The sequence below is a fragment of the Parvibaculum lavamentivorans DS-1 genome, from assembly GCF_000017565.1.
Lineage (GTDB): Bacteria > Pseudomonadota > Alphaproteobacteria > Parvibaculales > Parvibaculaceae > Parvibaculum > Parvibaculum lavamentivorans.
This window is the reverse complement of record NC_009719.1, coordinates 637,155-655,007: the sequence shown is the minus strand read 5'-3', so window position 1 is coordinate 655,007 and position 17,853 is coordinate 637,155. Positions and strand designations below refer to the sequence as shown.

At 62.2% G+C, this 17,853-nt stretch carries 16 protein-coding genes; 8 read left to right on the top strand and 8 right to left on the bottom strand.

Going from position 1 to position 17,853, the window contains the following annotated elements; genetic code table 11:
- Positions 1-118 precede the first annotated feature (118 nt).
- The 4 genes from aceB to PLAV_RS03010 all read left to right on the top strand — a co-directional run bounded on the left by aceB (position 119) and on the right by PLAV_RS03010 (position 7,666).
- Positions 119-1,744 carry a malate synthase A gene (gene aceB / locus PLAV_RS03025; protein WP_011995507.1) on the top strand — a complete coding sequence of 542 codons (1,626 nt, stop codon included), beginning with the start codon at positions 119-121 and terminating at the stop codon, positions 1,742-1,744.
- A 34-nt stretch (positions 1,745-1,778) separates the two neighbouring features.
- Positions 1,779-3,077: an isocitrate lyase gene (aceA, locus tag PLAV_RS03020; RefSeq protein WP_011995506.1), complete on the top strand. Its 1,299-nt coding sequence runs from the start codon at positions 1,779-1,781 to the stop codon at positions 3,075-3,077.
- Positions 3,078-3,334: 257 nt separating this feature from the next.
- The gene (locus PLAV_RS03015) at positions 3,335-5,494 is read left to right on the top strand and encodes a right-handed parallel beta-helix repeat-containing protein (protein ID WP_011995505.1); all 2,160 of its coding nucleotides are present in this window, start codon (positions 3,335-3,337) and stop codon (positions 5,492-5,494) included.
- Positions 5,495-5,638: 144 nt separating this feature from the next.
- Complete coding sequence (locus tag PLAV_RS03010; protein WP_011995504.1) at positions 5,639-7,666, top strand: right-handed parallel beta-helix repeat-containing protein; 2,028 nt, start codon at positions 5,639-5,641, stop codon at positions 7,664-7,666.
- A gap of 207 nt (positions 7,667-7,873) precedes the next feature.
- Here PLAV_RS03010 and PLAV_RS03005 read toward each other — a convergent pair whose 3' ends face one another.
- Entirely contained in the window at positions 7,874-8,266 is a 393-nt protein-coding gene (locus tag PLAV_RS03005; protein WP_011995503.1) for a hypothetical protein, read from the bottom strand.
- Between the two features lie 131 nt (positions 8,267-8,397).
- Between PLAV_RS03005 and PLAV_RS03000 the strand changes: the two genes are divergently transcribed.
- Entirely contained in the window at positions 8,398-9,192 is a 795-nt protein-coding gene (locus tag PLAV_RS03000; protein WP_011995502.1) for a helix-turn-helix domain-containing protein, read from the top strand.
- Positions 9,193-9,198: 6 nt separating this feature from the next.
- On the opposite strand, the gene PLAV_RS02995 is transcribed toward PLAV_RS03000, so the two are convergent.
- On the bottom strand, positions 9,199-9,801 hold the full coding sequence (locus PLAV_RS02995; protein ID WP_011995501.1) for a hypothetical protein: 603 nt from the start codon (positions 9,799-9,801) through the stop codon (positions 9,199-9,201).
- 215 nt (positions 9,802-10,016) lie between these two features.
- The gene (locus PLAV_RS02990; protein WP_011995500.1) at positions 10,017-11,561 is read right to left on the bottom strand and encodes a flavin-containing monooxygenase; all 1,545 of its coding nucleotides are present in this window, start codon (positions 11,559-11,561) and stop codon (positions 10,017-10,019) included.
- Between the two features lie 194 nt (positions 11,562-11,755).
- On the opposite strand from PLAV_RS02990, the gene rraA reads away from it, so the two are divergent.
- Positions 11,756-12,247 carry a ribonuclease E activity regulator RraA gene (gene rraA / locus PLAV_RS02985; RefSeq protein ID WP_011995499.1) on the top strand — a complete coding sequence of 164 codons (492 nt, stop codon included), beginning with the start codon at positions 11,756-11,758 and terminating at the stop codon, positions 12,245-12,247.
- A gap of 22 nt (positions 12,248-12,269) precedes the next feature.
- On the opposite strand, the gene PLAV_RS02980 is transcribed toward rraA, so the two are convergent.
- From PLAV_RS02980 to speD, 3 genes are all read right to left on the bottom strand, one after another.
- On the bottom strand, positions 12,270-12,473 hold the full coding sequence (locus PLAV_RS02980; protein WP_011995498.1) for a hypothetical protein: 204 nt from the start codon (positions 12,471-12,473) through the stop codon (positions 12,270-12,272).
- Positions 12,474-12,611: 138 nt separating this feature from the next.
- A complete protein-coding gene (gene speE / locus PLAV_RS02975; protein ID WP_011995497.1) occupies positions 12,612-13,484 on the bottom strand; it encodes a polyamine aminopropyltransferase in 873 nt (290 codons plus the stop codon).
- A complete protein-coding gene (gene speD / locus PLAV_RS02970) occupies positions 13,484-13,999 on the bottom strand; it encodes an adenosylmethionine decarboxylase (RefSeq protein WP_011995496.1) in 516 nt (171 codons plus the stop codon). The genes speE and speD overlap by 1 nt, the downstream gene beginning before the upstream one ends.
- 521 nt (positions 14,000-14,520) lie before the next feature.
- Between speD and PLAV_RS18695 the strand changes: the two genes are divergently transcribed.
- Positions 14,521-15,039, top strand: a complete 519-nt coding sequence (locus PLAV_RS18695; RefSeq protein ID WP_049767692.1) for a hypothetical protein — start codon at positions 14,521-14,523, stop codon at positions 15,037-15,039.
- A 4-nt stretch (positions 15,040-15,043) separates the two neighbouring features.
- Here the strand turns inward: PLAV_RS18695 and PLAV_RS02960 are convergent, their stop codons facing one another.
- Complete coding sequence (locus tag PLAV_RS02960) at positions 15,044-15,982, bottom strand: NAD(P)H-dependent flavin oxidoreductase (protein ID WP_011995494.1); 939 nt, start codon at positions 15,980-15,982, stop codon at positions 15,044-15,046.
- A 136-nt stretch (positions 15,983-16,118) separates the two neighbouring features.
- Positions 16,119-16,625, bottom strand: coding sequence for a sll1863 family stress response protein (locus PLAV_RS18690; protein ID WP_049767691.1), 507 nt, complete (start codon positions 16,623-16,625; stop codon positions 16,119-16,121).
- Between the two features lie 338 nt (positions 16,626-16,963).
- Between PLAV_RS18690 and PLAV_RS02950 the strand changes: the two genes are divergently transcribed.
- Entirely contained in the window at positions 16,964-17,848 is an 885-nt protein-coding gene (locus PLAV_RS02950) for an alpha/beta hydrolase (RefSeq protein ID WP_011995492.1), read from the top strand.
- The last annotated feature ends 5 nt before the right edge of the window (positions 17,849-17,853 follow it).

The window sequence follows — 17,853 nt, the reverse complement described above, 5'->3', positions numbered from 1 at the left end:
TGTGAAGTTCTTTACTTCAATAATTTCAATGACTTAGTAAATATTGGACAAGCGGGTGTCGAGCCTGTATGACCTCGCGCAAACGAACCCCATGATTCAAGTACGGAGGCGGGCGAGCATGAGCAAGGCAGCAGCCACGACGATCGCGGACGGCGTTGCCGTCAAGGGCGCCCTCAAGCCGGGCTATGAGCGGGTGCTGACGCCGGAGGCGCTGGCCTTCGTCGCGGAGCTTGAGCGCAATTTCGGGGAGCGCCGCCGCGAGTTGCTGGCCGCCCGCGCCGAACGCCAGAAGAAGTTCGATGCCGGCGAGCTGCCCGACTTCCTGCCCGAGACGAAGTCGATCCGCGAGGGCGACTGGAAGGTCGCGCCGATCCCGAAGGATTTGCTCGACCGCCGCGTCGAGATCACCGGCCCGGTCGACAACCGCAAGATGGTCATCAACGCGCTCAATTCCGGCGCGCAGTCCTACATGACCGACTTCGAGGACGCCGCCGCGCCGACCTGGGACAACATGATCGGCGGCCAACTGAACATGATGGCCTATTGGGACAAGGAAATCGGCTTCACCGACGAGACGAACGGCAAGCGTTACGACGTGGTCGCGAAGCCCGCGACGCTGATCGTCCGCCCGCGCGGCTGGCATCTGGAAGAAGCCCATGTCGAGATCGACGGCCAGGCGATGTCCGGCAGCCTGTTCGATTTCGGCCTCTACTTCTTCCACAACGCCAAGCGCCAGATCGCATCCGGCTCCGGCCCTTATTTCTATCTGCCGAAGATGGAGAGCCACAAGGAAGCCCGCCTCTGGAACGACGTCTTCGTCCATGCGCAGAAGAAGCTCGGCATCCCGAACGGCACGATCAAGGTCACCGTCCTGATCGAGACGCTGCCCGCCGCCTTCGAGATGCACGAAATCCTTTATGAGCTGAAGGACCACATTGTCGGCCTCAATTGCGGCCGCTGGGACTACATCTTCAGCTATATCAAGCGGCTCGGCAAAAACCCGAACTTCATCCTGCCGGACCGCGCGCAGGTCGTGATGGGCGATGCCTTCCTCAATGCCTATTCGCTGCTGCTGGTGAAGACCTGCCATGAGCGCGGCGCCTTCGCGATGGGCGGCATGGCCGCGCAGATCCCCGTGAAGGGCGACGAGGCGGCGAACGAAGCCGCCTTCAACAAGGTCCGCGCCGACAAGGAACGCGAAGCCAATAACGGCCATGACGGCACCTGGGTCGCCCATCCCGATCTCGTGAAGGTCGCGATGGAAATCTTCGGCAAGCTCGAAGGCCCGAACCAGCTCGCCCGCCAGCGCCAGGACGTGAATGTCGGCCAGAAGGAATTGCTGCAGCCCCACAAGGGCGAGCGCACCGAGCATGGCATGCGCGAATGCTGCCGCGTCGGTGTGCAGTATATCGAGGCGTGGATCGGCGGCCGTGGTGCCGTGCCGCTCTACAACCTCATGGAAGACGCCGCCACCGCCGAGATCAGCCGCACGCAGATCTGGCAGTGGATCTATCACGGCGCCACGCTTTCCGACGGCCGCAAGGTCACGCCGGAACTCTTCCGCGACGTGCTGGAAGACGAAATGAAAAGCTTGCGCGAAACGCTTGGCGAGACGCGCTGGAATGAAGGTCACTTCGAGCAGGCAATCGGCCTCTTCTCAGAGATGACCACGGCCAGGGAATGCGAGGAGTTCCTGACGCTGCCTGCCTACCGCCTCATTCTCGAAAACGAAACCCGCCCCTGAATCCAACCATCCTGACCCCGCTGAGGACAGCACCATGAGCAAGAAGACCTTTTACGATCTCGTCCCCGGAGCGCCCAAGGGCCGCTTCGACAATGTGAAGCGCAACTACAGCGTCGAAGACGTCGAGAAGCTGCGCGGCTCCTTCCCCATCGAGTACACGCTCGCCACGCGCGGCGCGAACAAGCTCTGGGAACTCCTGCACACGACCGACTATGTGCATTCGCTGGGCGCCCTTTCCGGCAACCAGGCCATGCAGATGGCGCGCGCGGGCCTGAAGGCGATCTATCTCTCGGGCTGGCAGGTTGCCGCCGACGCCAACACCGCCGGCGCGATGTATCCCGACCAGTCGCTCTATCCCGCGAATGCCGGTCCGGAACTCGCGAAGAAGATCAACCGTGCGCTCAAGCGCGCCGACGAGATCGAGCATTCGGAAGGCGGCGCCAAGCGCGACTGGTTCCTGCCGATCGTCGCCGACGCGGAAGCCGGTTTCGGCGGCCCGCTCAACTGCTTCGAAATCATGAAGGCCTATATCGAAGCGGGCGCCGCCGGCGTCCACTACGAAGACCAGCTCGCGTCGGAAAAGAAGTGCGGCCATCTCGGCGGCAAGGTTCTGATCCCGAGCCGCGCCCATGAGCGCAACCTGAACGCCGCGCGCCTCGCCGCCGACGTTTCCGGCACGCCGACGCTCATCATGGCGCGTACCGACGCCGAAAGCGCGAACCTCATCACGTCGGACATCGACGAGCGCGATCACGAGTTCATCGATTTCGAGAAGGGCCGCACCATCGAAGGCTTCTACCGCCTGAAGCCGGGCACGGGCGTCGATCATTGCATCAAGCGCGGCCTCTCCTTCGCGCCTTATGCCGACCTGCTCTGGTGGGAAACTTCCAAGCCGAACCTCGACGATGCGAAGCGTTTCGCCGAGGCCATCCGCAAGGAATATCCGGACCAGCTCCTCGCCTATAACTGCTCGCCCTCCTTCAACTGGGAAGCGAATCTCGACAAGGCGACCATCGCGAAGTTCCAGAAGGAAATCGCGGCGATGGGCTACAAGTACCAGTTCGTCACGCTGGCGGGCTTCCACCAGCTCAACCACGGCATGTTCGAACTCGCGTCGGGCTACCGCGACCGCGGCATGGCCGCCTATTCCGAACTCCAGCAGGCCGAATTCGCCTCGGAGTCGAAGGGCTACACCGCGACCCGCCACCAGCGCGAAGTCGGCACCGGCTATTTCGACATGGTCTCCATCGCGGCGGCCGGTGGCGAAAGCTCCACCACGGCGCTCGGTGACTCGACCGAAGCCGACCAGTTCAAGAAAGCCGGCGCCCACTAAGCCGCTCTTTCTACGGACGAAACGATCAAGCCGCCGGGGCAACCCGGCGGCTTTTTTCTTTGCCACGCCCTCCTCCCCCTGTGGGAGGGTGGAAGAATTGCGGCTCGGAACGGCGCAATTCATGGCTGGTTCCTTGTCTCCCCCGCTGTCATGACCGCCATTATTTCCCGAAATGCCGGTTTTAATAGACAGCTTTCCCGGTCTGCCCTAGGAATCAAGCGTGCCGGAATGGCACGGGGTGGGAAGCGGGGGCTCTCATGGTCTGGAAGGCACGGGTTCGGTTCGTGGCGGCAGGCGTTCTGGCGGCATCGGCGTTCCTTGCGGTCTCGGCCTCGCCCGCTCATGCGGACAAATGGAGCCCCTGGATCGAGGGCGGCGGCTTTCTCTCCAGCGAACGCGACCGAGGCGAAGTCACCGGCTTCGCGCCGCTTCTTCAGAATGAGAACTCCCTCCTCTTCGCCGATGTGAAAGGCAAGCTCTTTTCCGAAAGTGTGAAGGAGGGCAATTTCGCGCTCGGCTATCGTCAGATGACGGAACAAGGCTGGAACCTGGGCGTCTGGGGCGGCTACGACATCCGCGAATCCGAAACCGGCAACACGTTCGGCCAGGCCGCCTTCGGCTTCGAAGCTCTCTCCGTCGATTACGACGCGCGCCTCAACGGCTATGTGCCGACGAGCGATGCGAAAGCAGGCGGCGGCCTCACAACCATCGAACTCTCCGGTTCGCAAATTCTGATGACCGGCGGCCGCGAAGTGCCGCTCTGGGGCATCGAGGGCGAACTCGGCTGGCGCGTACCGCTCGAAAACCTCGGCGCCGATGCCGAGCGCAACGAATTCCGCGTCTATGCGGGCGGCTACCGCTTCGACGACAGCGACCTTTCGAAGCCGGTGCAGGGTCCGCGCGTCCGCGCCGAATGGCGCATCAACGAAATCATTCCCGGCCTCGCGGGCTCGCGCCTCTCCTTCGAGACGAGCTTCCAGCACGACAGCTACCGCGACGACCAGTGGGAAGCCGGCTTCCGCCTGCGCATCCCGCTCTTCGCCGGCGACGCCCCGAAGAACCTCGCGCCCATCGAGCGCCGCATGACGGAAGCGCTCGTCCGCGACACCGACATCGTTACGGCGCCGAGCAAGACGGAAAAAGTCGCCGACGCCCTTACCGGCGTCACCTTCGACCGCGTGGCGCGCGTCGACGGATCGGGCGATCTCGACGCCACGTCGCTTGCGGCAGGTGCCAACAGCCTCATCATCGTCGACGGCGGAAACGGCGACGTCCCCGGCGCATGGATCGAGCCGGATCAGACCGTGGCAGGCGCGGGATCGGTCCTCGGGCTGCGCGGCGTCACTTCGGGCATCCTGGTCAACTATGCGATCCCGGGCGTCACGCCAACGATCGTTTCGCAACTTTGCGGTTGCGACATCCTGTCCCTCGCCGGCAGCAATACGCATGTGACCGGTATGGTCCTGGATGGCGACAGCGGCTTCGCCGACTTCGGTATCTTCCTCGACAGCAACCAGCGCAATCTGCATTTCACAAATCTCGAAATACGCGAAGTGGCGTATGCCGGCATCGGTGGCAACGAAGACAACGAGATATTCGTCGACGGCGTGAACTTCTACGAGGACATCTTCGGCATCTATTTCGAGAACCGGAACAGTATCACCGTCAGAAACTCGGTCATGGACGTGCTCTATGCCGCGGGTATTTACGCAGGCACCGACAACGTCATCTCGATCTCGAACATGGAAATCAGGCGCGTCGACTTTGGCTCGGCGCTCATACTGAATTCCACCAACGATGTCACCATCGCGAACGCGCTGTTCGACGACACGGCCGCATCGGCGGTCTATGTCGGAACGGACAACACCATCGTCGCGAGCGGCCTCACCATTACGGAATCGGGCGGCAGCGGCTTTGAGCTTTTCGATTACAACAATCTCGCCCTCACCGATGTCACCATCGAGGACGTGTTGGACTCCGGCATCGAAGGCGACACCGGAAACACGATCGAGGCTATGGGGCTGACGATCCGGCAGACGGGTTGGAACGGCCTCAATTTCAATATCGGCAACACGGTCAACGTGACCGGCGGTCTCCTGGAAGAGATCGGCAATGACGGCGTTTCGGGTCTGCTGGATAACGACTTCACCCTTTCGGGCTTGACCTTCCGCAACATCGGCCTGAGCGCCTTCTATATCGAGGACGACAACTCCGTGAGCGTTTCCGGCTCGGTCTTCGAAGGCACGGTCGTCGAGGACATCCTCACCGTTGGCGGGTCGGGTAATACGCTCTCCGGCTCCGGCAACGAGAACAATGCCGTTGTGGGCAACAATCTCTGCACCGCCGTGCCGGGCAGCTTCACCGGCACCATCGGCTTCGATGGCGGCCCGGATATTGTCGACGGGTCCTGCCCGTAAGCGGCTCGCCTCACTCCGGGGGCTTCTGCTTCCGGCAGTAAATGTCTTTAGCTTTGTCACCCTCATTCGCGAGGGGGCGGTTCGATTTTCTGCTTTCCATACTGGCCGAAATCGAATCGCACCCAGTACCAGTGAGGAAGACGCATGAGCCGGTTGAGCCGCCTTTTGTTTGCATTGCCATTTTCAGTATCGCTCGCCGCCGCGGCGCCGGCTTTCGCCGAGAGCGCCGCGAAATGGGGGCCGTGGATCGAGGCCGGCGGCTTTCTCTCCACGGAGCGCGATCGCGGCGAAGCCACCGCTTTCATGCCCCTCTTCCAGAGCGGCGAGAGCCTCCTCTTCGCCGATGTGAAGGGCAAACTCTTCAGCGAGGGCGTCACGGAAGGCAATTTCGCGCTCGGCTATCGCCGGATGACGGCGTGGGACGTCAATCTCGGTCTCTGGGGCGGCTACGATATTCGCGAGTCCGTCTCCGGCAACACATTCGATCAGGCGGCGTTCGGCATCGAGGCGCTTGCCGCCGACTACGATTTCCGGCTCAATGGTTTCGTGCCGCTCGCCGATGGCAAGGCGGCGCCGGGCATGGCCCGTGTGGAATTGAGCGGTTCGCAAATCCTCCTCACCGGCGGACGCGAGCTTGTGCTTGGCGGCTTCGAGGGCGAAGTCGGCTGGCGCCTGCCGCTCGAGGCGCTCGGCGCGGATCGCGAGCGTCATGAATTCCGTCTCTATGCGGGCGGCTATCGCTTCGACGACAGCGACCTCGCCAAGCCGGTGCAGGGGCCGAGGCTGCGCGCGGAATGGCGCATTCTGGATGCGGTGCCGGGCCTTGCCGGCTCGCGGCTTTCCTTCGAAAGCAGCTTCCAGCATGACAGCTACCGCCACGACCAATGGGAAGCGGGCTTCCGCCTGCGGATTCCGCTTTATGGCGGCGATGCGGCGAAGACCCTCTCGCCCGTCGAGCGGCGCATGGCCGAACCCATCATCCGCGACACGGATATCGTCACCGCGCCGAGCCGCGCCGAAAAGGTCGCAGATGCGCTGACGGGCACCGTCTTCGAGAATGTCGTGCGCGTGGATTCAACGCAGGATCTCTATGCCGCAACCCATGCCGCCGGTGCGAACAGTCTCGTCCTGCTCGATGGTTCGGCAGGCGCCGTCGCCGCCTCGGGCATCGTCCTAGATGGCGACCGCACGCTGGCGGGCGGCGGATCTCAGCTCGCGCTGCGCGGCGTCGCCTCCGGCATCGCCGTCACCTACACCGTCCCCGGCGCCGCGCCGACATTGCTTGGCGGCGGTTGCGGCTGCGACGACATGCTGCTCCTCCATGGCAGCAACACGCATGTCACCGGTATCGCCTTCGATGGAAATTCCGGTATGGCCAATTCGGGCATCGTGGTCGGCAATAATAAAGGCAACATCCACCTGACGAACCTCTCCCTGTCGGATCTGTCGGGCGGCGGCATCGATCTGGGGATGGGCAACGGGATCGTCATGGACAATGTCCATATGTCGCGGATCGGCTTTGCGGGCGTCATGGCCAATGACCGCAACACTATCGTGATGCGGAACTCGACCATGGATGACGTCATGCTGGCCGGGCTCTATCTCGACACGGATAATTTCCTCCATATGCAGAATGTCGAGATTTCCAACGTCTCGATGACCGGCGCCCTGTTGCTCAATTCCGGCAATGAAGCCGTGATCGAGAATGCCGTCTTCAGCGGCACGGGCGATGCCGCCCTTCTCGCCGTCGATGGAAACATTGTGCGGGCGAGCGGCCTCACCATCCGCGATACGGGCGGGCATGGCATCGACCTCTACGACAACAACACATTCATCCTCGAGGACAGCCTGGTGGAGAATACTTTCGGCTCCTCGCTTTCCGCCATGGCGAACAACGACATCACCGTGACAGGCGCCACTTTCCGCGATGCGGGTTGGGACGCGATCTATCTCCTTGAGGACAACCGCCTCGCCCTGTCGGATACGCTGATCGGGGGAACGATCGGCGGCGACCTCCTCCTCGTGAACGACTTCGGCAATGTTCTTTCCGGCAGCGGCAACGAGAATGCCGCCACGGCCGGGGGCACTCTCTGCACCGCGCCTCCCGGCGGCGTGTCCGGTTCCATCGCCTTCAGCGACGGCAGCGTGATCGAGGACGCCACCTGTCACTGAACGGCAAAAGGGGAGGCTCGCTCGATGGCGCGGGCCTCCCCTCACCCGGAATATTTCCGTTTCCCCTCGAAGACGAGGGGGCGAAGGCCGGTGCGCGCGCTTACTCTTCCTCTGTTCTTTTCCGGCGGAGCTGGGGGGCAGCCGGAGAGGAAAGGGCCGCGAACGGTAGCCGTCGCGGCCCTTTCTTTTGTGCGAAGACCATCCGCCTCAGGCCTCGCGGCGCAGGCCCATGAACTGGAACTCGGCGAAGAGCGCCACCGCCGCGCCTTGCGCGATCACGAAAGCGATGCCGAGCGCCGTCGGCTCGAAGAAGCCGCCCACCAGCACCGCGATGCTGCCGAGCACCCAGAGCGCATTGAGCGCGATCACGGTTTCGACGCCCGGCCGGCTCACCGGCTCCCGCCGTCCGAGCACGACAAGCGCCGCCATCCAGGGCAACAGCGCGACACCGACCCAGAAGAGAAATTGCGCGGGAAAGCCGAGCAGTCCCGAAAGCGGGCCCGCGCCTGCGATCAGCAGCGCGCCCATGGCGCCGCTGACGATGCCGTCCACCAGTACGACATGGCGGAGCGGAAATGCGTTTGCGAGTGCGATAGCCATTGGTTTTCTCCTTTGTTTGCCTCGCGCATGAAGGCGCGGGTTTCTGGAGCCATAGTTGGGGAGGCGGCTGCCCCGGGTCGATTACGCGGGAGGTAATTGTCCGGCGGCGTGGGGCGCAGTAGCTTTCTCCCATGAAAATGCACACTCAACCCGTCGGCGACCTCCTGCGCGAGTGGCGCCAGCGCCGCCGCCTCAGCCAGCTTGCCTTCGCCTGCGACGCGGAGATTTCCGCGCGCCATTTGAGCTTCCTCGAAACCGGCCGCTCGCGCCCAAGCCGCCAGATGCTGCTGCATCTCGCCGATCTTCTGGAAGTGCCGTTCCGCGAGCGCAATTCGCTGCTGCTCGCGGCTGGCTACGCGCCGGTCTATTCGGAAACGCGGCTCGACAGTCCGGATGCCGCCGCCGCGCGTCGCGCGGTCGACCTCGTGCTCGCGTCGCATGAGCCCTTTCCCGCCCTCGCCGTCGACCGGCACTGGCATCTCGTCGCGGCGAACCGCGCCGTTCCGCTCTTCCTTGCGGGCATACCGGAGGAGCTGCTTCAGCCGCCGATCAACGTGCTGCGCCTCAGCCTGCATCCGCAAGGGCTTGGCTCCCGCATCGAAAATCTCGGCGAGTGGCGCGCGCATGTCTTCATGCGGCTTCAACATCAGATCGACCTGACGAATGACGAAGGGCTGATCGCGCTGGTGAAGGAACTTGAAACCTATCCGGGCGGATTGAAGCCGCGCGAAAACCACGAGGCCGAATTCGGCGGGCTCATCGTGCCGCTGAAACTCAAAAGCGATGCCGGCACGCTTTCCTTCTTCACCGCTACCACCGTCTTCGGCACCGCCGTCGACATCACCTTCTCGGAACTCATCATCGAATCCTTCATGCCCGGCGACGCCTTCACCGCCGCCGCCGTGCGCGAGGCGATGGGGGAATAGCCTTTCTCAACCCTCCGCTTCATCTTGTCGTGCAGCGAGAAGCAAGTCCTCATTCGAGAATTCGGTGGCCGGTCGGATCGGAACAAGGCCGTGTTTGAGGTACAGACTTTCCAGGTTGTTCCAATCTTGAAGCACCAGCTCATAGATGCCGCTATAGACAAAATTCTCCGCGGCGAGCTTCATAGCTTCAGCGCGCCCTAGCAAGGCCGCAGCAACCTCCACTTCGAGCCAGTTGATAATGATGTGGAGATATGACGACGCCTCGGTATGCGCACCTTGCGGGAACTGCACCGGCACCGACGGCATCATATGTTTGATGGCTTCAGAGATCGCCTGCCAGCCGGGACGATTGGCATAGGAATACCACGTTACATACCAATGCATCTGTTCGTGGAGATAGGTGCACAGAAGCTGTTCCTCTCCGCGTATCATCGTATTTAGCGTCAGCGTCGGGTGGCTATGCGGAATCTCGCCAGGAGCGATCCGGACACTTCTTGTAAATTCATAGGGTGTGAGGTCAAAGTTTGAGCGCAGTCTGCGCAGGACGTCCCTGACAAGCTCGGCTGATTTTCTTGCCTCCGACAAGTCGATCTCGATGCCGTCCGACATGATGCCTCCCGAGTGATCGAGGTATCCGAAAAGCGGGGACAAGTTTTTTCCTGGACCCTAAATTCACTCCACCCCGCGCATCTTATCCCCGGTTTTCGCGACCCTCGGACGCGCGGAAGCAGCTCATGACGGTTTTATGACGGTTCGATGACAGTGGGGCCAAAAGAGGTATCGGGATACCCCATTTGGCCCCGTCAAAACCGGTTCGGAGACGTCTATTCCGCCGCTGCCGCCCTGCTTCCTACACCTTCCGCACCGGCGCCTTGAGGGACTTCCGTCCTTGTACGGAGGTTATATTCCGCGAAGTCCGGCCGCCGCGTCCGCCACCAGTATTTGAACGTGTAGTTCGCCCAGTTATTCGTGACCTTGCCGCTTTCCGTCTTGTACCAGCTCGTGCAGCCGCTCGCGAAAACGGAGTTTGCATTGTCCGCCTGCACGCTCTCGTTCGATGCGCGCTGCGCTTCCGGTTTCACGTCGAGATAGAGCAGATTGTCGTCCCTGATCTTCTTCACGCATTGCGTGATGTAGTTCGCCTGGCATTCGATCATGAAGATGATCGAGTTGTGGCCGAGATTTGTGTTCGGTCCGTAGAGCATGAAGAAGTTCGGGAAGCCCGCCACTGTCATGCCGTGATGCGCTTCGGCGCCCGTCTTCCAGGCATCTTTCAGATCGCGTCCGGCGATCCCCTTCATCGACATCGGCCCGAGGAAATGCGTCGTGTCGAAGCCGGTGCTGTAGACGATGATGTCGAAGTCGCGCAAGGCGCCGTCCTTCGTCTTGATGCCGGTCGGCGTGATCTCGTCGATGCCGTCGGTCACGACGTCCACATGATCCATGCCCATGGCCGGCCACCAGTCATTCGCGAAGAGAACGCGCTTGCAGCCGGGTTCGTAATCGGGCGTCAGCTTGCGCTTCTTTTCGGGATCGGAGACATAAAGCTCCATCTCGTCGATGCCCATCTGCTTCAGCTTGTCGCCGGATGTGTGGAACGTGCGGAACAGAAGTTCGCCGAACCAGTAGATCTTCCAGCGCTGGATGTTCATCGTCCAGGGCAGCGCCTTGTAAAGCGCCTTTTCCCAGCCATGGAATTCGCGTTGCGGGCGCGGCAGCACCCAGCTTGCGGAGCGTTGGAAAATCGTGACGCTGCCGGCTTCCTTTGCAATCTCGGGCACGAACTGGATCGCGCTCGCGCCGTTGCCGATCACGGCGATGCGCTTGCCCTTCAGATCGACATTGTGGTTCCACTGCGCCGAGTGCCAATGATCGCCGCGAAATGTTTCGCGCCCCTTGATGTCCGGCCAGACCGGGCGATGCAGCTGTCCCGTTCCCGCCGCGACGACATGTGCGGTGAAGCTCTGCTCGCCCGACTTGAGCGTCCAGATGCCAGACTGTTCGTCGAAGCGGGCGTCGTCGATCTCGGTGTTGAAGCGAATGTGTCCGCGCAGTCCGTATTTGTCGACCACGGATTCAAGATAGGCCTTGATGTCGGCGGCGAAGACATACTTCTTCGTCCAGGTCGGTCGCATGTCGAAGGAGAACTGATACATGTGCAGCGGCACGTCGCAGGAGCAACCCGGATAGGTGTTGTCGCGCCATGTCCCGCCGATCTCGCTTGCCTTCTCGTAGATCGTGAAATTGTGAATGCCGGCCTGCTTCAACTTTATCGCGGTGCAGATGCCGGCGACGCCAGCGCCGAGAATTGCAACGTCCGGACCGGACGCCGCCTGCGGGTTTGCCGGCGCATCATATGCTAATGCCATTTGTTCCTCCTGCCGGTTCGGCGGTCCTCCCTGAAGGCCGCCTCCGGGTTTTCCCGATACCGATTGCGAAAGCCTAACGCCTTTTCCAATGTGGCGGAACCGCCTCAAAGGATGGTGACGCGGCCTGCCGAACAGGGGCAGACAAAGCGCCGCCGGGGAGGTAAGAACAGCGCCGTTACCTTAGGGAAAGCACAATGACCAAATCTTCCTCGCCCGCTACCACCGATCTTTCGGATGCCCATCCGGCGCTTGTTCGTCATGCGGCGCCTGTCTTCCGCGACTATGGCGGCAGACTCGCCTTTTCCGGTCCAGTGGCGACACTTCACGCACCCGGCGACAACAGCAAGGTTCGCGAAGCGGTGGAGACGAAAGGCGAAGGCCGCGTACTCGTCGTCGATGGCGAGGGGTTGATGGACTGCGCGCTGTTCGGCGGCAATCTCGGCAAGCTGGCGGAGGAAAATGGCTGGGCCGGCGTGGTCGTCAATGGCTGTGTGCGCGACACGGCCGAACTCGCATTATGCGCCATCGGCGTCAAGGCACTTGCGGCGCATCCGAAGCGGAGCGAAAAACGCGGTCTCGGCGAAAAAGACGTGGTTCTGAATTTCGCCGGCTTGACGATCGCGCCCGGCGAGTGGCTCTACGCGGATGGCGACGGCATCATCGTGTCGGCCGAAAAGATCGGCTGACCTTCACGCCACTCATCTGTCTTCAGATGATCAGCTCCGCGAGCTTCCACACACCGAGCGACGCCAGAGCGACAGAGAAAAGACCGCCCAGATTCACGATCAGCATATCGGCAAAGCCCGGCGCTTCGGCTTCCGCCGGCTGTTGGTCGCGCCGCCGTCCCGCCTTCCTGCTTGCGAAGCTTTCGAGCCAGGTCACGTTCTGCACGTCCCGGTCGATATCAGCCATTCCCGGACCCCGCTTTTTTATTTGGGTCTCACCACCCTGGACCCAATAAGCCTTGCATTCAGCAAACGACCTTCATCGATTCGTGTCAATCGACGTTAGTTGTATGCAGTGCAGCAATTTCTTCGCCGCTTCGCACATTCAGGGAGCCACGCAATCGAGGACGTAGCGCGGCAAGGCGAAGGCGGCCTTGTGAACCTCAGGCGTGTAGTAGCGGGTCGCGAAACCCTCCTCCGCAAACCGCCGTTCGATTTCCTCAAGCGGCAGGGAGGTCAGTGTCGCGTCATCCGTGCCCCATCCCATCGCCATCGGTCCGCCGACATAGGTGGGGATGGTGGCCAGATAGCAGGTCGCCTCTTTGAAGAGGCGGCGGAATTTTTCCATCGTGGCTTTCAGTTCGCTGCCTTGCATGAACGGTACGCCGTTCTGCGTCACGATCACGCCGCCCGGCGTCAGCACGCCGCTCGCCGCGCGATAGAAGCTCTCGCGAAACAAAACTTCGCCCGGCCCGATCGGGTCGGTCGAATCCACGATAATCACATCGTATTTTTCGGTCGTTTCCTCCACGAATTTCGCACCATCCGCGAAGACGAGATCGAGACGCGGATCGTCGAAAGCACCGTCCGAAATTTTCGGGAGCTGCTTTTTGCAGAAGTCGGTCACGGCCGGATCGATTTCGACCATCGTGACCTTATCGACCTTCTTGTGGCGGAGCACTTCGCGCAGGATGCCGCCGTCGCCGCCGCCGATGATGAGCACGCGGCGCACGCGCCCATGCGCCAGGATCGGCACATGGGTCATCATCTCGTGATAGATGAACTCGTCGCGCTCCGTTACCTGCGTGATGCCGTCGAGCGCCATCATCCGTCCGAACAGCGCGTTCTCGAAAATCACGAGATTCTGTTCGGCCGTGTTCTCTTCGTGGAAAACCTTGTCGGCGCGGAAGGCGCAGGTGAAACCCTCTTTTTCATAGAGGGTTTCCACGATCCAGCGGCCTTTCGGGGCCTCGGTCATCAGACCATGCCCCGTCCGCGACGGTGTTCATCGACGCGGATGTCGCTCGGGCTGAAAGCCTCCCGCAGCACTTCGATCGCGTTGTGCGGTTCGGCCTCGCCGCACATGAAGACGTCGAGCGCCGCATAGTCGGCTTCCGGCCAGCTATGGATCGAGATGTGGCTCTCCGACAGCACAGCCACACCCGACACGCCGCCATTCGGCGTGAAGTGATGGAGATGGATGTGCAGCAACGTCGCCTTCGACACTTCGACACAGCGCCGCAGCGCCGCTTCGATATGCGCGAGATCGTCGAGGCGGCTTGCCCCGATCAGATCGATGATGAGGTGCGTACCGGCGAAACGGTCTCCGTCGCGCTCGATGAAGAAGTCCTTGCGTTCATCCGATGACGTGACGGGCGATGCCTTCACTTCATGAGCGGGGTGAACGGGAAACTCGAGTACTTCCGCCTGGGTGCTGCTTGAATCGCGATTCAAGTCGATCCCCAATTGGAAGAGGGCATTGGTATCGGGCATGTGCCTCTCTCCAACCAGTAGATGGACCTGGCTTGCCGGACGGAGACGCAGGTTCAACTGCGCGCGCCGGAGCCAATGGGAATGTTCGTGGATTGAACGCGGATGGTCCTGACGGACCGCTCAGTTTGCCGATTTGCGGGGCTATCGCTCCCGCTTGCGCGGCTTGATCAGGGGCCTCAGCCCCTCGGTCTGGAACCGGACATATGCAATCTCCCTCGAAACCCGGCGGAGGTACCTGAACAATGCCCGACCTCGGGCATGCCGCCGAAATTGTCCAAAGAGACGCGTACGCCGTTACGTAACCTGGATCGGCCAGTGGCACGTGCGATTGCGTTCGGACGCGTGTGTAATGGCCATGCTGGCCCCTGTCAATGAAAACCTAGGATTTCCGCGGAAAAGTGACGTTTCCATAACTGGAGGCCAGAGCTTCTTCCGGACTCACATTGTCCTTTTTATTTGCGAGTCATTCTCATTTGCATCATCATCCACGCTTCCGAATGAGTCCCACTGAAGGAGACGTCATGAAATCCGCCGAAGCCACCCTCGATCTTTTTTCTCGTCCGGCCGGTGGTTACGCGCCAGATCAGCCGCTGGCCGAACTTGGTTTCGCGGAGCAGTTTCTCGTATGGAGCCTGCGGGTGCAGTGGCGCGTCGCGGAAGATGGCGCCGAGAGGTCGGTGCTGCTGCAACGTGCATTCGATGCATTGGAGCTGCCGGGCGGTGCGGCCATGGTGGCCGATCTTGCTTCCGCGCTCACGCGCACCGTGCAGCGTCCGCTCTCCATCCCCTGCCCTCGCTGGCGCGTCCTCACCAGCGACGAAGTCCGTGTGCTGTGTTTCGTAGCAGCCTTGCAGCGCCATGGCGCTTCGCCGAGCGCCGCGCTCGATCCTGCATGGGCAGCCGCGCCTTGCGGCGCCTCACCGATCTGGGGGCCGGCTCAACGGCTCGCACTCGCGCTTTCCGCAGCCGGCCTCGTTCTGGGAACGGCGTGCCATTCCAGCGTTCCCTTTCCGGAAGCCATGCCGCGCCTCCTTCACTGAGAGGTCAGCCGAAGCTTCGCGCCGAGGCGAGCTCTCCCATGCGCGAGGTGATGGCGAAGAACTCCGCTATCGTCTCGTCGATGATTTCCTTTGCCGGCTTTACGGAGGTGATGAGACCCGCCGTTTCGCCCGCGAGGCCGACCGCGGCTTCCATATCGCCGCCGAAATAGAGATCGAGAATGCGAGCGAAGGTGTCCGGCGGCATCAGGCCTTCCTCGTGGATCGCCGCCGTGCGTTCGGTCTTCAGCGCGCGGATGCAGGGCGTCGACTTCTTGTTGAGCACATAGGTGCCCGTCTCCTTTGCATCGACGATCGCCTGCTTGTAGTTCTCGTGTACCGGGCTTTCGGCGCAGCTCACGAAGCGCGTGCCCATCTGGACACCTTCCGCCCCGAGTGCGAAGGCCGCCGCCATGCCCTTGCCGTCGCAAATGCCTCCAGCCGCGATCATCGGTATGTCCGACTTCGCGCGGATCGCCTGCAGCAGGACCAGCGTTCCGACCTCTTCCGGGTTCTTGAAGCCGCCGCCTTCCGTGCCCTCGACTACCAGCCCGTCAATGCCTGCATCCACGCATTTCATCGCCGCATCGACGGTCGGGACCGCGTGATAGACAGTGATGCCCGCATCGTGCAGCGGGGCGATGAACTTCGCGGGGCTGCCGGCCGAAGTCGTCACGAACTTCACGCCCGCGTCGCAGACGAAGCGCAGCATCGCATCGTCGCGCAGGAAGCGGATCGGCAGGTTGACGCCGAAGGGGGCATCCGTCAGCTCCCGCATTTTCAAAATTTCCGCCTTGCAGGCTTCGGTTTCGCCCGACGAGGTTTCGATGATGCCGAGGCCGCCCGCCTTGCAGACGGCGGAGGCAAGCTGCGAGCGGGCGATCCAGCCCATCGGCGCCTGGACAATCGGATACTTCGCGCCCGTATGGGCGAGTACGCGGTTCATGTGGGCTCCTCCAGCCATATTGATTTTTTATTGACCGGAGTAGGCCCCAGCCGGGATTGCCGCGCAAGCCGCGCAAACGAAAAAGGCGCGGAGCATTCCGCTCCGCGCCTTTCTGCATTCCGCTGCCTGGTATGGCTTATCTGAAGTGTCCGTAAGCCTTGAGGACAGCTTCCGACAATTCCTTGTAAGCGCCCTCGACGCCCGTCTTGATGTCGTCAAACGCGCCTTCGCCCTGCTTCGCGAGCTGCGCCATGCGCACCTGCAGCCGGGCCCGGTCGGCCTTGAGCTGCTTCAGTACGCCGACATAGCGCCGCTCGGTCACTTTCAGCGCCTTCTTTGCTTCCTTTTCCGCCTTGTCGACTTCCTTGGAGAGCTTGGCGATCTGCTTTTCCAGATCGCGGCGCACCTTCGTCTTTTCCGGCGTCAGCTTGGGCGCGGGTTTCTTTGCGGCCGGTTTCCTGGCTGCGCCCTTCTTCACAGTGGTCTTCTTCTGCGCCGCGCTCTTTTTTACCGGCGCCTTTTTCGTTGCCGCGTTCTTCATGGGGCCCTTCTGCGCTACCGCTTTCCTGGTGACTGCCTTCTTCGCCTTGGTCTTGGCCGTTCCGGTCTTCGGCGAGATTGCCTTGCCCTCGGGCGGCGTCATTTCGATGCCCGGCGCAAAAGCCGCCCGCCGGGGAGATTTGGTCTTGGTCCGCGAGGCCGAAGTGCGGCCCGCACCCGCTCCACGCCTCCTACGAGTATCCGTCATGATCGAAAGCCTCGCTTTAACATTCCCGTCAGGGTCATCCTCGGCGCAATCCGCGCCGACAAGGGAGAGTGGCGCGATTAACGGAGGGTTTCAAGGGGACCGATGCGCGGAAGCAACGGCAGACGCCTCCCTATTCGCAATTTCGTAAGACCTTCCGTCGTTAACTCGGCCCCGTAGCGCGGCCGGTCGATCGGCCGCTCGATGTCGTGCATCTGGACGTGGGGGCGTTTTGCATGAGTGCGGATTTTCATCGCGCGGGCACAGTATCTCGAATGGACACCGGCAGCGGCCAGCAGGTCGTGATGTTCATTCATGGTATGTGGAGCCGCCCTCCCGTCTGGGACAACTTCCGCAGTTTTTTCGAAGCACGCGGCTACCGCACCGTTACACCTGCACTGCGCCATCGCACGGAACCCGGTGTCGCCCCGCACCCCGATCTCGGCACCACGAGCATCGCCGACTACGCCGCGGACCTCACGGCGGAAATCGAAAAGCTCGGCAGCCCTCCCTTGATCGTCGGGCACTCCATGGGCGGCCTTCTTGCTCAGATACTCGCCGCCCGGAAGCTCGCGCGGGCGGCCGTCTGCCTCGCCTCGGCGCATTGCGCCGGATATGTGACACTCGACCGGGGCCCCATGCGGATCTTCAGCGAACATGTTCTTTCGGGGCGGTTCTGGCGCCGGCCGCAACTGCCCTCGCTGGCGGCGATGCGCTCGGGCGTTCTAAATGGCCTGCCGCCAGCGGAGCAGGACGCGCTTTATGCGACGCTCGTGCCCGAATCCGGGCGGGCTTTCTTTGAAATCGGCTACTGGTTTCTCGACCGCCAGCGCACCACCTGGATAAACCCGGCGGATGTTTCCTGCCCGCTTCTGATGCTTACTGGCGCCGAAGATGCGTTGACGCCTCTTGCCTTCACAAGGCGCGTCGCCGAAGGATATGGAGACCGGGCCGTGTTCGAGGGGTTGCCCGAACGCTCGCACTGGCTACCCGCCGAGCCGGGCTGGGAACGCATCGCGGAGCGCGCCGCAACCTTCTTCGAGAAGGAAGCGCCGATGATGGCCCGCCGCCTCCCCGCCAGCAGGCCCATCGTCACCGGCGATCTCGTTCACGCAGGCTGACCTGC